The organism is Burkholderia glumae LMG 2196 = ATCC 33617, assembly GCF_000960995.1.
Lineage (GTDB): Bacteria > Pseudomonadota > Gammaproteobacteria > Burkholderiales > Burkholderiaceae > Burkholderia > Burkholderia glumae.
The window spans coordinates 695772-710545 of record NZ_CP009435.1 but is presented as its reverse complement, the minus strand read 5'-3'; the positions used below and the strand labels follow the sequence as shown (position 1 = coordinate 710545).

The window sequence follows — 14774 nt, the reverse complement described above, 5'->3', positions numbered from 1 at the left end:
GCCGCTGGTTGATCCGACATGTCCATCCCTGATTTCCGTGCGCCGGCGGCCGCACGGCGCTTCCCGCGCGGCGCGGCCGCCTTGCTGGCACGCGCCCGCGCCTGCCTGTTGTTGGCGGTGGCGGCGGCTGCCGCCGTCGGCTGCTCGCCCGCGCTCGACTGGCGCACGCTGCATAGCGACGCCGGCTACACGATCGATCTGCCGGCACGGCCCACCGTCGATGCGCGCACGGTCGAGATCGGCGGCGCGCCGCTGACGATGCGGATGCAGGCCGCGCACGTGGCCGGCGCCGTGTTCGCGGTCGGTACGGTGACGCTGCCGCAGCCGAGCGAGGCCGGCCGCCGGGCGGTGCTCGAGGCGCTGCGCGCCGCGCTGGCGCGCAATCTGCGCGCGCAGCCGGTGGTGCGCGAGGTCGCGGTGCCGCTCGCGGCGGGCGGCAGCACGCCCGGCGTGGAGCTGACGATCCGCGGCGGGCCGGCCGGCTCCTCGCAGGCGACAGCCGGCAAGACGATGGTGGCGCGGCTCGTCGCGCGCGGCGCGCATGTCTATCAGGCGGTGGCGATCGCCGATACCCCGCTGCCGGCGGAGGCGCTCGACCAGTTCCTCGGTTCGTTGAAGCTGGATTGAACCCCCGTGGCCGCGCGCCGCCGTCGGAAAGGCGGCGGATTGCTGCACGGCGAGGCGCGAGGACAGCCGCGGGCGCGCCCCGGAAAAGCCGCTAGCCGGCGGATTTTGCGGGATTTTTCCGTGCCCACGGCGGGTGTGGATAACTTTGTTGACAAGCCTCCCGCGCGACTGCCGGACGCCCGTCCCGGATGCTTTCAAAGCGGGCTACGCCGTTTTTACCGCATAAAAAAACGATTGACAATTCAACGGCTTGCGAAATTCGCGCGGGCGCCGGGCGAAGGCATGGCACACGGCCGGCCGATTTCGGTAAATGTGTATAAGTCAAGCCTTGACAGCGAGAAATTTCGACCGAAACAAGGTTTGCGGCCAGCAGCGGCCAGCGGCGGCGCGCGGCGGCACCGGCCGGCAGCGACCCGGGCGGTCCGCGCGCCTGCCGTTTCACACCAGTTCCATCGCGCGCCGGTAGCGGATCGCCTCGCCGATCTGGGCCGCGTCGGGCTGGGCGTCGCCGGCCAGGTCGGCGATCGTCCGCGCCACCTTCAGCACCCGGTAATAGGCGCGCGCCGACCAGCGAAAGCGTTCGCCGGCCTCGCGCAGCAGTCGCTCGCCGGCTTCGCCCGGCCGGCATACCTCGTCGGTCTCGCGGCCGCTCAGGCGCTGGTTGGTCTTGCGCTGGCGCGCCTGCTGGCGTTCGCGCGCGGCGGCCACGCGGCTCGCCACCACCGCGCTGGACTCGGCCGGCGTGGCGGCGCGCTCGGCCAGCTCGGCCGGCGAGAGCGCCGGCAGCGCGATCTGCAGGTCGATCCGGTCGAGGAGCGGCCCCGACAGCTTGCGCAGGTAGCGCGCGGCCACCTCGGGCGAGCAGCGGCAGCGGCCGCCGGGGTCGCCGCGCCAGCCGCACGGGCAGGGGTTCATCGCCGCCACCAGCTGGCACGCGGCCGGGAAGTCGGCCTGCAGCCCGGCGCGCGAGATGGTGATGCGGCCCGTGTCGAGCGGCTCGCGCAGCATTTCCAGCACGTGGCGGTCGAATTCGGGCAGCTCGTCGAGAAACAGCACGCCCAGGTGCGCGAGCGTGATCTCGCCCGGCTGCGGCGGATTGCGCCCGCCGACCAGTGCCGCCGCGCTCGACGAATGATGCGGCGTGCGGAACGGGCGCTGGCGCCACTGGCCGGGCGAGAAGCCGACGCGGCTCGCCGACAGCAGCGCGGCCGAGGTCAGCGCCTCGTCGTCGGTCATCGGCGGCAGCAGCCCCGGCAGCCGCGCGGCCAGCATCGACTTGCCGGCGCCGGGCGGCCCGATCATCAGCAGGTGATGGCCGCCCGCCGCGGCGATCTCGAGCGCGCGCCGGGCGCCGTGCTGGCCGACCACCTCGGCCAGATCGGGCGGCGCGGCGCCCGGTGCCGGCGCGGGCGGCGGCGCGGCAACCGGGGCGAGTCTGGCGTCGGCCGCGCCGGCCAGGTGCGCGCACAGCGTGGGCAGGTCGGGCGCGCCGAACACGGTGACGCCGGGCACCAGCGCCGCCTCGGCCGCGCTGTCGAGCGGCAGGTAGAGTTCGGGGCCGTCGGGGCGCGGCGGCGCGAGCCGTTCGCGGCAGCGGCCGGCGGCACGCGGTGCGCAGTCCGCGCCGGCCTGGGCGACGCCGCAGGGAGGGCCGGCGCGCGACGGGGCGGCGCCCGGCGCCGCGCTCACGCGTCGCCGGAGGCCGCCAGCGAGTTCCCCGCGCGCGGTTCCGCAGGCCATCGCGAACGCGCCGCGCATCGGCCGCAGCGCGCCCGTCAGCGACAGCTCGCCGGCGAATTCGCGGCCGTCGAGCACGTCGGGCGGCAACTGCCCGTTGGCGGCGAGGATGCCGAGCGCGATCGGCAGGTCGAAACGCCCCGATTCCTTCGGCAGGTCGGCCGGGGCGAGATTGACGGTAATGCGGCGCACCGGGAATTCGAAGCCGCAGTTCTGCAGCGCCGCGCGCACGCGCTCGCGGCTTTCGCGAACCTCGGTGTCGGGCAGGCCGACGATCGAGAACGACGGCAGGCCGTTCGCGAGATGAACTTCGACGGTGACTTCCGGCGCGTGGCCGGCGGCGGGCGCACGACTGCGCACGACGGCAAGCGACATGGTGGCACTCCTGGGTGCCGGACGGGCGGTGGCCGCCCGTCCGGGGAATCCGTTGAGGTGCGCGCTTGCCGGCGTGGCGCGTATCGGTTGGAACAGCGGGTCTGGCTTACGGGGGAAACGACGGACGGGGCCGCGGCCGGTGGGCCGGGGCGGAGCTGGGCCGCCAGGACGGGGCGGCGCCCGCGGGCCGCCCTCCCGGCGAGGCCGCGGCGTCAGTCGCCGGCGGGGCGCTCGGCCAGCTTGCGCTCCAGTTCGGCCACGCGGCGCTCGAGCTCTTCCAGGCGCGCGCGGGTGCGGGCGAGCACCTGCGTCTGCGTGTCGAAATCCTCGCGCGTCACGAGGTCGAGCTTCGAAAAGCCTTGCGTCAGCATGGCCTTCACGTTGCGCTCGACGTCCTTGGCCGGCGAATTCTTGAGCAGGTCGCTGACGCGCGACTGCAGATCGTTGAAAACGTCGCTGGGTTGTTTCATGGTGATCCCCTTCTCTGCACAAAAAATGTGCAATTCTCGTTGCATTCGTGCCCGCGAGGCGCGCATGAGCGAATCTGGTGCGTGCCGCCGGCCCGTTTTCGGGCATGGCGCGCCGCATGGCGGCGCGCCGGAGGTCCCGAACGTCCGAGCACTCTAACAACCTTCGATTGCGCGCGCCACCGAAGTGCCGCGACGTTGGCCGTTCGGCCGGCTCCGGCACGCCCTCGCGGGGCTTTCTCGGGGGGCGGGGCGGCGACATGGCACGCGAGTTGCTGAGTGTATTTCCGCGACCCATGCAACGCGGTTGGTCGGACCACCGATCGGACAACCAGAAAGCGAGAGGACTTCATGAAACTGATTACCGCAATCATCAAGCCGTTCAAGCTCGATGAGACGCGCGAAGCGCTTTCGGCGCTCGGCGTCTCGGGCATTACGGTCACGGAGGTGAAGGGCTTCGGCCGCCAAAAGGGCCACACCGAGCTCTATCGCGGCGCCGAATACGTGGTGGACTTCCTGCCGAAGATGAAGATCGAGGCCGCCGTGTCCGACGATCTGGTCGACCAGGCGGTGGAGGCGATCGAGCGGGCGGCCCGCACCGGCAAGATCGGGGACGGCAAGATCTTCGTCACGCCGATCGAACAGGTTATCCGGATTCGCACCGGGGAGACGGGCGCCGACGCCCTGTAAATCATCAGAACGACAAGCGACAAGAGGAAACCAACATGCGTAAACTTTTGATGTCCCTGCTGATGGCCGGCTCGCTCGTCGCGACCGGCATCGGCGCCGCGCTGGCCGACGACGCGTCGTCCGCGCCTGCCGTGGCTTCGGCCGCCGTCGCCTCCGACGCGTCGGCCAGCGCGCCCGCCGCGGCCCCGGCTGCCGCCTCCGCTTCGGCCACGAGCGCCGCGGCCGCCGCACCGGCTTCGGGCGCCTCGGCTGCCGCCGCACCGGCCGCGCCGACCGCGCCGTTCTCGGTCGATTCGTCGAAGATCAACTCGGGCGATACCGCCTGGATGCTGACCTCGGTCGCCCTCGTGCTGTTCATGACGATTCCGGGCCTCGCGCTGTTCTACGGCGGCATGGTCCGCAAGAAGAACGTGCTGGCCACGGTGATGCAGAGCTTCGCGATCACGGCCCTGATCACGGTGCTCTGGACCGTGGTGGGCTATAGCCTCGCGTTCACGCCGGGCAACGGCTTCATCGGCGGCTTCTCGCGCGTGCTGCTGTCGGGCATGGCCTACGTGAAGGGCGACACGGCCACCTCGCTGACCGTCAGCCACCTCGCCACCACGATCCCGGAATCGGTCTACTGCGTGTTCCAGATGACCTTCGCGATCATCACGCCGGCGCTGATCTGCGGCGCGTTCGCCGATCGCATGAAGTTCTCGGCGATGCTTGTGTTCATGACGATCTGGTCGCTGATCGTCTACGTGCCGATCGCCCACATGGTCTGGGAGCCGACCGGCTGGCTGGCCGCCGACGGCGTGCTCGACTTCGCGGGCGGCACGGTGGTCCACATCAACGCCGGTATCGCGGGCCTGATGGCGGCGCTCGTGCTGGGCAAGCGGGTCGGCTACGGCCGCGAATCGATGGCGCCGCACAACCTGGTGCTGACGCTGATCGGCGGCTCGATGCTGTGGGTGGGCTGGTTCGGCTTCAACGCGGGCTCGGCGGTGGCCGCTGACGGCCGCGCCGGCTTCGCGATGCTGACCACGCAGATCGCCACGGCCTGCGCCGCGCTCGGCTGGATGTTCGCGGAGTGGATCGCGAAGGGCAAGCCCTCGGTGCTCGGCATCGTCTCGGGCGCGGTGGCGGGGCTGGTGGCGATCACCCCGGCGGCCGGCTTCGTCGGCGTGGGCGGTGCGCTCGTGATCGGCATCGCGGCGGGCGTGGTCTGCTTCTGGTCGGCCACCTGGCTCAAGATCAAGCTCGGATACGACGATTCGCTCGACGCGTTCGGCGTGCACGGCGTGGGCGGCATTCTCGGCGCGCTGCTGACCGGCGTGTTCGCGGTCAAGGACATCGGCGGCTTCGACGGCAGCCTGCTGGTGCAGGCCAAGGGCGTGGCGATCACGCTGCTCTACAGCGGCATCGTGACCTTCATCATCCTGAAGGTGATCGACATGGTGATGGGCCTGCGCGTCTCGGAAGAGGAAGAGCGCGAGGGTCTGGACGTGATCCTGCATGGCGAACACGTCGAATGATCGAATGACGCACCGGTAATCCGGCGGGGCGGCGCCATTCGGCCGCCCCGCCCACAGAATGAGCGCAGCGACTTCTGCCCGCCTTTCCGGCGGGTTCTTTTTTATTCGCGGACCGGGCACGGCCGGGATAACCCTTCCGGTAATCGGGTCAATAGCGAGAAAAGATCCGGACAATCCTTGCTATCGCGGGAACAATCCCCAAATCGGCAGGGTATTTGCTCTACAATCTTTTTTCTCCTGTTCGCGAGTGATTCATGGTTCCCCATCTCGTTACGGCGTTAAACGGCCCGCTGCTCGAGCTGGAGCGGAAGATCCTCGACGCGACGCCGGCGATCGAACGCTGGTTCCGCCTCGAGTGGCAGGAACACACGCCGCCGTTCTATTGTTCGGTCGATCTGCGCAACGCCGGCTTCAAGCTCGCGCCCGTCGACGCCAATCTGTTCCCCGGCAGCTTCAACAACCTGCCGGCCGAAGTGCTGCCGCTCGCCGTCCAGGCGGCGATGGCCGCGATCGAAAAAATCTGCCCGGATGCCAAGGGGCTGCTCGTGATTCCGGAGCTGCCCACGCGCAACGCGTTCTATCTCGAGAATGTCGCGCGCCTCGCGACGATCATGCGCCAGGCGGGCCTGAACGTGCGCTTCGGCTCGCTCGACCCGAGCGTGACCGACGTCACGCCGATCACGCTCGCCGACGGCACGAAGATCGTCCTGGAGCCGCTCGAGCGCTCGCAGCGCCGGCTCGGCCTGAAGAACTTCGATCCCTGTTCGATCCTGCTCAACAACGACCTGTCGGGCGGGATTCCGGACGTGCTCGAGAACCTGCACGAGCAATACCTGCTGCCGCCGCTGCACGCGGGCTGGGCGGTGCGCCGCAAGTCCACCCATTTCGCCTGCTACGACGAGGTGGCCAAGAAGTTCGCGAAGATGGTGGGCGTCGACCCGTGGATGGTCAATCCGTACTTCGCGCACGTGGGCGGCATCGACTGGCAGGCCGGCAACGGCGGCGAGGCGCTGGCCGACGCGATCGACGCGGTGCTCAAGAAGATCGCGCGCAAGTATCGTGAATACGGCATCAGCGAGAAGCCCTACGTGGTGGTGAAGGCCGACGCGGGCACCGCCGGGCGCGGCGTGATGACGATCCACGACGCCTCCGAGATCGGCGGGCTGACCAAGCTCGAACGCGCGCAGATGTCCGAGACCAAGGCGGGGCTGCCCGTCAGCGACGTGATCGTGCAGGAAGGCGTCTACACCTTCGAGCGGATCGGCGACGACGTGGCCGAGCCGGTCGTCTACATGATCGACCGCTACGTGGTGGGCGGCTTCTATCGCACCCATGCGGCGCGCGAGCGCGACCAGAACCTCAACGCGCCCGGCATGCACTACGTGCCGCTCGGCTTCGAGCACACGGCGCTGCCCGATGCGCGCGCGCTGCCCGGCGCGGCGCCGCCCAACCGCTTCTACATGTACGGCGTGGTCGGCCGGCTGGGGCTGCTCGCCTCGTCGATCGAGCTCGAGAAGACCGACCCCGAGGCGATCCAGGTCTGAGCGGCCGCGCGCCGCCGCGGCCAGCCTCGCCACCGCCCCCGACATTCAGCCAAGCCTCATTCAGGACCCGCATGGACATTCTCTTTATCGCCGACCCGCTCGATTGCTTCCGGATCTACAAGGATTCGACCTACGCGATGATGGCCGAAGCCGCGCGGCGCGGCCATGCGGTGTATGCCTGCGAGCCGCGCCAGCTGGCCTGGAGCGGCACCTCGGTCGAGGCCGACGTGCGGCGCGTGACGATCGTGGGCGATCCCGACGACCTGCACCGCGACACCTGGTTCGAGGCGGCGGCGCCCGAGGCGCGCGCGCTGGCCGCGTTCGGCGCGGTGCTGATGCGCAAGGACCCGCCGTTCGACATGGAGTACGTGACCTCGACCTGGCTGCTCGAGATGGCCGAGCGCGCGGGCGCGAAGATCGTCAACCGTCCGCAGTCGATCCGCGACCACTCGGAGAAGCTCGCGATCGCCGAATTCCCGCAGTTCGTGGCGCCCACGCTGGTCACGCGCGACGCGGCGCGGCTGCGCGCGTTCCATGCCGAGCACGGCGACGTGATCGTCAAGCCGCTCGACGGCATGGGCGGCATGGGGGTGTTCCGCGTCAAGGCCGACGGCATGAACCTCGGCTCGATCGTCGAGATGCTCGGCGAGGACGGCCGGCGCACGCTGATGGTCCAGAAGTTCATCCCCGAGATCAAGGCGGGCGACAAGCGCATCCTGCTGATCGGCGGCGAGCCGGTGCCGTATTCGCTCGCGCGGATTCCGCAGGGCAACGAGGTGCGCGGCAATCTGGCCGCCGGCGGCATCGGCGTGGCGCAGCCGCTCACCGCGCGCGACCGCGAGATCGCCGCCGCGCTCGGGCCGGTGCTGGCCGCGCGCGGGCTGCTGCTGGTCGGGCTCGACGCGATCGGCGACTGGCTCACCGAGGTGAACGTGACCAGCCCGACCTGTTTTCGCGAGATCATGGAGCAGACCGGCTTCGACGTCGCGGCGATGTTCGTCGACGCGCTCGAACGCGCGGTCGGCTGAGCGCCGCGCGCGGCACGGACGGCGCCCGCGCAATCTAGCCAGGCCAGGCGGCAGCAACGGCCTGGCGCAGACAAGCGGCGGCGGCCGCGCAGGTCCCCCGCCGCCGGTTCGGCATCGCGGCCCGATTCACGTTGTGGATTGGCCCCGAAACCGGCCTGCTACAATGCCCGTTCGCCCGGCAGGTTCATTTCCGGGCATCCGGTCCGGCGTTCGGGCCACATTGTTGCAAGGTTGACATGGCTGGCATCCTGATCATCGCTCACGCCCCGCTCGCCACCGCCCTGCGGGACTGCATCTCCCATATCTACGGGGGGGTTCCCGCGCGCATCGGCTGCATCGACGTGCTCGCGGACAGCGACCCGTCGCAGGTGATGGGCTTCGCGCATGCGGAGATCGCGCGGCTGCGCGAGGAAAACGGCGTTCTCGTCCTGACCGACATGTACGGCGCGACCCCGGCGAACATCGCCGGCCAGCTCGCCAAGCTCGACGGCGTGCGCGTGCTGGCCGGCGTGAACCTGCCGATGCTGGTGCGCTCGGTCTGCTACCGCACCACGCCGATCGACACGCTGGTGGAAAAGGCGCTGGGCGGCTCGACCAAGGGCATCCACGAGATCGCCGCCGGCACGCCGCCGCCGCGCGTGGGCCTCGGCTGCGGCGAGTGCGCGCCGATTCCGCCGGAGCCCAAGCCGCAGACCGAACCGCTTTGACCGGGCGGGCCCGCCCGGCGCATTCATACGCTTCCTTTCCCCCGGCGGCGCGCGCCGCCGGCAGCCTTCACCTGAACGGAACACCATGCTTCAACAAGAAACGACCATCGTCAATAAATTGGGACTGCATGCCCGCGCCTCGGCCAAGCTGACTCAGCTCGCGGGCAACTTCCAGTCGGAAGTCTGGATGACGCGCAATGGCCGCCGGATCAATGCGAAGAGCATCATGGGCGTGATGATGCTGGCGGCCGGCATCGGCAGCACGGTGACGATCGAAACCGACGGCGCCGATGAAAAGGAAGCGATGGACGCGCTGCTCAAGCTGATTGCCGACAAGTTCGGCGAAGGCCAGTAAGCCGCGCACGGGCGGCCGACCGCGCCGCCTCGCCAGCCCATGCCGCGCCCCGACGCGGCATTTCTTTTGGGTATTGGCGTTTGTTCAGACAACAGATCATTGTGGTGCCGATGCTGCGCCGCATGCAGCCACGCGGGGAGCGCGGAATTTATAATCACGAGTCGGGGTCATATGCGCATCGCGGCGGTGGGCTGCGGCTGACCTGACTCACAGGAGGTGCGCGTGTCGTTCACGCTGCAGGGAATTCCCGTTTCGAGAGGTATCGCGATCGGTCGTGCGTATCTGATCGCGCCGGCGGCGCTCGACGTCGCGCATTACCTCGTCGAGGCGCAGCAGCTCGACGCCGAGATCGACCGGCTGCGCGCCGCGCTGCTCGCCGTGCGCGGCGAACTCGACGCGCTGCGCGCCGACCTGACCGACGACACGCCGAGCGAGGTGGCCGCGTTCATCGACGTGCATTCGATGATCCTCAACGACGCGATGCTGGTGCAGGAAACCATCGACCTGATCCGCGACCGCCGCTACAACGCCGAATGGGCGCTGACCGAGCAGCTCGACGTGATCGCCAGCCACTTCGACGACATCGAGGACGAGTACCTGCGCGAGCGCAAGGCCGACATCGAGCAGGTGGTCGAGCGCGTGCTGAAGGCGCTGGCCGGCGCGCCGTCGCCGGCCCAGGCGCTCGGCCGCGCGGCCAGCGGCAAGGACGACATGATCGTGGTCGCGCACGACATCGCGCCGGCCGACATGATGCAGTTCAAGAACCAGGCGTTCCACGCGTTCGTGACCGATCTGGGCGGGCGCACCTCGCACACGGCGATCGTCGCCCGCAGCCTGGGCATCCCGGCCGCGGTCGGCGTGCAGCATGCGAGCGCGCTGATCCGCCAGAACGACCTGATCATCGTCGATGGCGACCAGGGCATCGTGATCGTCGATCCGGCGCCGATCGTGCTCGAGGAATACTCGTACCGGCAGTCCGAGAAGGCGCTCGAGCAGCGCAAGCTGCAGCGCCTCAAGTTCTCGCCGACGCAGACGCTCTGCGGCACCAAGATCGACCTGCTCGCCAACATCGAGCTGCCCGACGACGCGAAGGCGGCCGTGGAGGCCGGCGCGGTCGGCGTGGGTCTGTTCCGCACCGAATTCCTGTTCATGAACGACGAGAACGCGCTCGCCGAGGAAGAGGAGCAGTTCCGCGCGTACCGCCGTGCGGTCGAGCTGATGAACGGCATGCCGGTGACGATCCGCACCATCGACGTGGGTGCCGACAAGCCGCTCGACGCGCTCGACGGCGGCTACGAGACCGCCCCGAATCCGGCGCTGGGCCTGCGCGCGATCCGCTGGAGCCTGTCCGAGCCGCAGATGTTCCTGACCCAGCTGCGCGCGATCCTGCGCGCCTCGGCGATCGGGCCGGTGAAGATCCTGGTGCCGATGCTCGCGCACGCGCAGGAGATCGACCAGACGCTCGACCTGATCCGCGAGGCCAAGCGCCAGCTCGACGACGCCGGGCTCGCCTACGATCCGAACGTGCGGGTCGGCGCGATGATCGAGATCCCGGCCGCCGCGATCGCGCTGCCGCTGTTCCTCAAGCGCGTCGATTTCCTCTCGATCGGCACCAACGACCTGATCCAGTACACGCTCGCGATCGACCGCGCCGACAATGCCGTGGCGCATCTGTACGATCCGCTGCACCCGGCCGTGCTGCACCTGATCGCCTACACGCTGCGCGAGGCCAAGCGCGCGGGCGTGCCGGTGTCGGTGTGCGGTGAGATGGCCGGCGATCCGGCGATGACGCGCCTGCTGCTCGGCATGGGGCTCACCGAGTTCTCGATGCATCCGAGCCAGCTGCTGGTGGTCAAGCAGGAGATCCTGCGCGCGCACCTGAAGGCGCTCGAGAAGCCGACCGCCGACGTGCTGGCCTCGTTCGAGCCCGAGGACGTGCAGCTCGCGCTGAAGCAGCTCGCGCAGGCCGAGCCGAAGGCCGACCTGGTGGCCTGAGGCGGCCCGCCCGGGGCCGGCCGCATGCGGCCGGCGCTGCCTCGCCTTGCGCCTCGAACTCGCGGCCTCGACGCGGCGGCCGGCGGCCCGCCGGGTCTTTCCGCGCGGCGGCTTTTCGGGCCGCGCGCGCCGGGCTCAGTGCGTGCCGCCGCAGACCGGGCAATCGGGCTGCCGTGCGATGCGCATCGTGTTCCATTCCATGCGCAGCGAATCGAGCATCATCAGCCTTCCCACCAGCGTCTGGCCGATGCCGCCGATCACGCGCAGCGCCTCGGCGGCCTGCATCGCGCCGATGATGCCGACGGTCGGCGCGAACACCCCCATGGTCGAGCAGGCCACCTCCTCGAACGGCTGGTCCTCGGGAAACACGCAGGCATAGCAGGGCGAGGCCGCGTCGCGGAAGTCGAAGGTGCTGATCTGGCCGTCGAAGCGCAGCGCGGCGCCCGACACGAGCGGGATGCGATGCGCCGCGCAGGCACGGTTGATGGCGTGGCGCGTGGCGAAGTTGTCGCTGCAGTCGAGCACCACCGTGGCCAGCGGCACGGCAGCGTCCAGCCAGGCGGCCCCGACGCGCTCGGCCACCGCATGCACGACGATCTCGGGGTTGAGCCGCGCGAGCGCCTCGCGCCCCGACTCGACCTTGCGCCGCCCGACCGATTCGGTCGCATGCAGGATCTGGCGCTGCAGGTTGGTGAGGTCCACCGTGTCGGCATCGACCAGCGTGATCGCGCCCACGCCCGCGGCGGCCAGGTACATCGCGGCCGGCGATCCGAGGCCGCCGGCCCCGACGATCAGCGCGTGCGCGTCGAGGAAGCGCTGCTGCGCCTCGATGCCGATTTCGTCGACGAGGATGTGGCGGGAATAGCGGAGCAGTTGTTCGTCGTTCATCGCGGAGGGGCGGGTGGGAAGTGCCGTGCCGCTATTCTAGGCGGGTTCGCGCGGTGCCCGCGTGCGCGGCGTCAGGCCGGGCACGGGCCGCGTGCCGCGCCCAAGCAAAACGGGCCACCGCGGCGAACCGCGGTGGCCCGTGCCCGTGCCGACGGCGCGGCCGTTAATGGGCGGCCGAGGCGGGCTGAGCGGCCGGGGCCTTGGCCGGCGCGCCCGCCTTCGCGGCCGAGGCCGCCGAAGCCGGCGCGGCGCCGAGCGGCTTGGTCACGCTTTCGGCCAGCAGCGACTTCGACTCCTGCACCGGCTTGCCTTCCAGCTTGGCCAGCGCCTGCTGCAGCATGAAGTCGTCGGCGCTGCCGAACTCCACCGGCTTGCGATTGCGATCCTTCTCGCGCTGCTCCGGCGTCTTCTTGTCGTTCTGCTCCTCAAGAATGCGCAACTGGTCGAGGCGGCGCTGCTCGCGCGCTTCCAGTTCCTTCTTCTCGTTCGGGTCCTGCGTGTTGGCGAGGTGGTTGGTGTAGTCCACTTCGCGCGTCACCAGCACGTCGTCCGGATCGCCGTCGGCGAACTGATCGACCGGGATGTCCGGCACGATGCCCTTGTTCTGGATCGAGCGGCCGCTCGGCGTGTAGTAGTAGGCCGTGGTCAGGCGCAGCGCGGTGTCGGCCGTGAGCGGGCGCACCGTCTGCACCGAGCCCTTGCCGAACGTGGTCTTGCCCATGATCAGCGCGCGGTGCGAATCCTGCAGCGCGCCGGCGACGATTTCGGAGGCCGACGCCGAATAGGCGTTGGTCAGCACGATCATCGGCACGGTCTTGAAGATCGCCGGCAGGTTCTTGAGCGGATCGGAGTCGAAGCTCGGCAGGCGATAGTTGTCGTAGTCGTCGCGGTAGACCTGCTTCGAATCGGGGATCTGGCCGTTGGTCGACACCACCACCGCGTTCGGGGGCAGGAACGCGCCGGCCACGCCGACCGCGCTCTGCAGCAGGCCGCCGCCGTTGTTGCGCAGGTCGAGCACGAGGCCCTTCAGGTTCGGCTGCTGGCGCGCGATGTCCTGCAGGCGGGCCGCGAGGTCGGGGATGGTGCGCTCCTGGAAGCTCGTGATCCGGATGTAGGCGTAGCCCGGGGCGAGCATCTTCATCTTCACGCTCTGCACCTTGATGATCGCGCGCGTGACCGTGACGGGGAAGGTGCGGTCATCGCTCTTGCGGAAGATCGTCAGCGTGACCTTGGTGCCCGGCTCGCCGCGCATCTGCTTGACGGCCTTGTCGAGCGTCATGCCGCGCACCGGCTTGTCGTTGATGCGCGTGATCAGGTCGCCGGGGCGGATGCCGGCGCGGAACGCGGGCGTGTCCTCAATCGGCGAGATCACCTTCACGAGGCCGTCTTCCTGCGAGATCTCGATGCCGAGCCCGGCGAAGCGGCCCTTCGTCTGCTCCTGCAGTTCCTCGTAATCGGTCTTGTCGAGATACGACGAGTGCGGGTCGAGGCTCGACACCATGCCCTTGATCGCGGCCGTCAGCAGCTTCTTGTCGTCGACCGGCTCGACGTATTCGCGCTTGATCTGGCCGAACACCTCGGCGAACAGGCGCAGCTGGTCGAGCGGCAGCGGCGTCGTGATCGTTGCCTGCTGGGCCGACGCCGAGATTTGCAGCGTCGCGAAGATGCCGGTTGCAAGGCCGGCGGCGACGAGGCCGATATTCTTCAATTTCATTCGCATAGGGTCGTGTGCGTCGGAAAGCGCGTTTGGCGATGGCGTGAAGGTGGGAGGACGGTCAAGTATATCTCCGATCTTCCCGATGCTCCGCCCATGCGGGGCGAAGCGCTGATGAAGCGGATTCGACAGCGCCGCGTGGCGCGGGTTCGCACCGGCAGGCGCTGCGGGGGCCAGAATCGATGCGAAACACCTGAAAACGCGGGAAAACACCCAGGCCGGCCGGCGCGAAACCGAGGCGCCGCCGCCCGGCCGGCCCCGCCAGCGCGCGAGCGGCCGGCGGCGGGCCGGCCTCGTTTACTTTTTGCTTACTTCGCTTTGCCCTGCTGTGCGACGGCGGCCTGCGCCTTCGCGATCGCGTCCTGGTCGCCGAGGTAGTAATGCCGGATCGGCTTCAGGTTCTCGTCGAGCTCATAGACGAGCGGCACCCCGTTCGGGATGTTCAGGCCGACGATGTCGGCGTCGGAGATGCCGTCGAGGTACTTGATCAGCGCGCGCAGCGAGTTGCCGTGCGCGGCGATCAGCACCTGCCGGCCGCTCTTGATGGCGGGCGCGATCGACTCGTTCCAGAGCGGCAGCACGCGCGCGACGGTGTCCTTCAGGCATTCGGTGAGCGGCAGCTGCTCGCGCGGCACCTTCGCGTAGCGCGGGTCGCCGTAGGGCGCGCGCTCGTCGTCGGCCGCCAGCGCCGGCGGCGGCGTGTCGTAGCTGCGGCGCCAGACCAGCACCTGCTCGTCGCCGAACTTGGCGGCCGTTTCGGCCTTGTTGAGGCCCGACAGCGCGCCGTAGTGGCGTTCGTTGAGGCGCCACGAATGGATCACCGGCAGGTACATCTGGTCCATCTGGTCCTGCACGTGCCACAGCGTGCGGATCGCGCGCTTGAGCACCGACGTGTAGGCGACGTCGAACGCGTAGCCGGCTTCCTTCAGCAGGACGCCGGCCTGGCGGGCTTCCGCGTTGCCCTGCTCGGTCAGGTCGACGTCGACCCAGCCGGTGAAGCGGTTTTCCTTGTTCCAGGTCGATTCGCCGTGGCGGATGAGAACGAGCTTGTGCATGAGTGCTTGCGGTCGGTAGTGAGGAAGCGAAGCGGCGGGCGACGCCTTCCGGAAGCGCGGCGCCATCGCGACAGA

13 protein-coding genes are annotated in these 14774 nt (G+C 69.6%); 8 read left to right on the top strand and 5 right to left on the bottom strand.

The annotated features are described in order from the left end of the window. Window positions 1-18 precede the first annotated feature (18 nt). Window positions 19-627 carry a hypothetical protein gene (locus KS03_RS15755; RefSeq protein WP_015877106.1) on the top strand — a complete coding sequence of 203 codons (609 nt, stop codon included), beginning with the start codon at window positions 19-21 and terminating at the stop codon, window positions 625-627. Window positions 628-1065: 438 nt separating this feature from the next. Here the strand turns inward: KS03_RS15755 and KS03_RS15750 are convergent, their stop codons facing one another. After that, window positions 1066-2739, bottom strand: coding sequence for a YifB family Mg chelatase-like AAA ATPase (locus KS03_RS15750; RefSeq protein ID WP_039200330.1), 1674 nt, complete (start codon window positions 2737-2739; stop codon window positions 1066-1068). 212 nt (window positions 2740-2951) lie between these two features. Continuing rightward, a complete protein-coding gene (locus KS03_RS15745) occupies window positions 2952-3209 on the bottom strand; it encodes an accessory factor UbiK family protein (RefSeq protein WP_015877104.1) in 258 nt (85 codons plus the stop codon). A gap of 348 nt (window positions 3210-3557) precedes the next feature. Here KS03_RS15745 and KS03_RS15740 point away from each other — a divergent pair, with 348 nt between their 5' ends. The 7 genes from KS03_RS15740 to ptsP all read left to right on the top strand — a co-directional run bounded on the left by KS03_RS15740 (window position 3558) and on the right by ptsP (window position 11042). Continuing rightward, window positions 3558-3896 carry a P-II family nitrogen regulator gene (locus tag KS03_RS15740; protein ID WP_006398175.1) on the top strand — a complete coding sequence of 113 codons (339 nt, stop codon included), beginning with the start codon at window positions 3558-3560 and terminating at the stop codon, window positions 3894-3896. 35 nt (window positions 3897-3931) lie between these two features. Beyond that, window positions 3932-5413: an ammonium transporter gene (locus KS03_RS15735; RefSeq protein ID WP_169512170.1), complete on the top strand. Its 1482-nt coding sequence runs from the start codon at window positions 3932-3934 to the stop codon at window positions 5411-5413. Window positions 5414-5667: 254 nt separating this feature from the next. Continuing rightward, window positions 5668-6957 (top strand): glutamate--cysteine ligase, encoded by a 1290-nt coding sequence (gene gshA / locus KS03_RS15730; RefSeq protein ID WP_015877102.1) that lies wholly within the window; start codon window positions 5668-5670, stop codon window positions 6955-6957. Between the two features lie 71 nt (window positions 6958-7028). Then, a complete protein-coding gene (gene gshB / locus KS03_RS15725; protein ID WP_015877101.1) occupies window positions 7029-7985 on the top strand; it encodes a glutathione synthase in 957 nt (318 codons plus the stop codon). Between the two features lie 236 nt (window positions 7986-8221). Beyond that, window positions 8222-8692 carry a PTS sugar transporter subunit IIA gene (locus tag KS03_RS15720; RefSeq protein WP_015877100.1) on the top strand — a complete coding sequence of 157 codons (471 nt, stop codon included), beginning with the start codon at window positions 8222-8224 and terminating at the stop codon, window positions 8690-8692. An 85-nt stretch (window positions 8693-8777) separates the two neighbouring features. Further along, entirely contained in the window at window positions 8778-9047 is a 270-nt protein-coding gene (locus KS03_RS15715) for an HPr family phosphocarrier protein (RefSeq protein WP_015877099.1), read from the top strand. Between the two features lie 222 nt (window positions 9048-9269). After that, a complete protein-coding gene (gene ptsP, locus KS03_RS15710; RefSeq protein WP_015877098.1) occupies window positions 9270-11042 on the top strand; it encodes a phosphoenolpyruvate--protein phosphotransferase in 1773 nt (590 codons plus the stop codon). 135 nt (window positions 11043-11177) lie between these two features. Here the strand turns inward: ptsP and KS03_RS15705 are convergent, their stop codons facing one another. The 3 genes from KS03_RS15705 to gpmA all read right to left on the bottom strand — a co-directional run bounded on the left by KS03_RS15705 (window position 11178) and on the right by gpmA (window position 14699). Beyond that, entirely contained in the window at window positions 11178-11930 is a 753-nt protein-coding gene (locus tag KS03_RS15705; protein WP_015877097.1) for a HesA/MoeB/ThiF family protein, read from the bottom strand. 163 nt (window positions 11931-12093) lie between these two features. Beyond that, window positions 12094-13650, bottom strand: coding sequence for a S41 family peptidase (locus KS03_RS15700; protein WP_015877096.1), 1557 nt, complete (start codon window positions 13648-13650; stop codon window positions 12094-12096). Window positions 13651-13952: 302 nt separating this feature from the next. Beyond that, window positions 13953-14699: a 2,3-diphosphoglycerate-dependent phosphoglycerate mutase gene (gpmA, locus tag KS03_RS15695; RefSeq protein WP_015877095.1), complete on the bottom strand. Its 747-nt coding sequence runs from the start codon at window positions 14697-14699 to the stop codon at window positions 13953-13955. Window positions 14700-14774 lie beyond the last annotated feature (75 nt).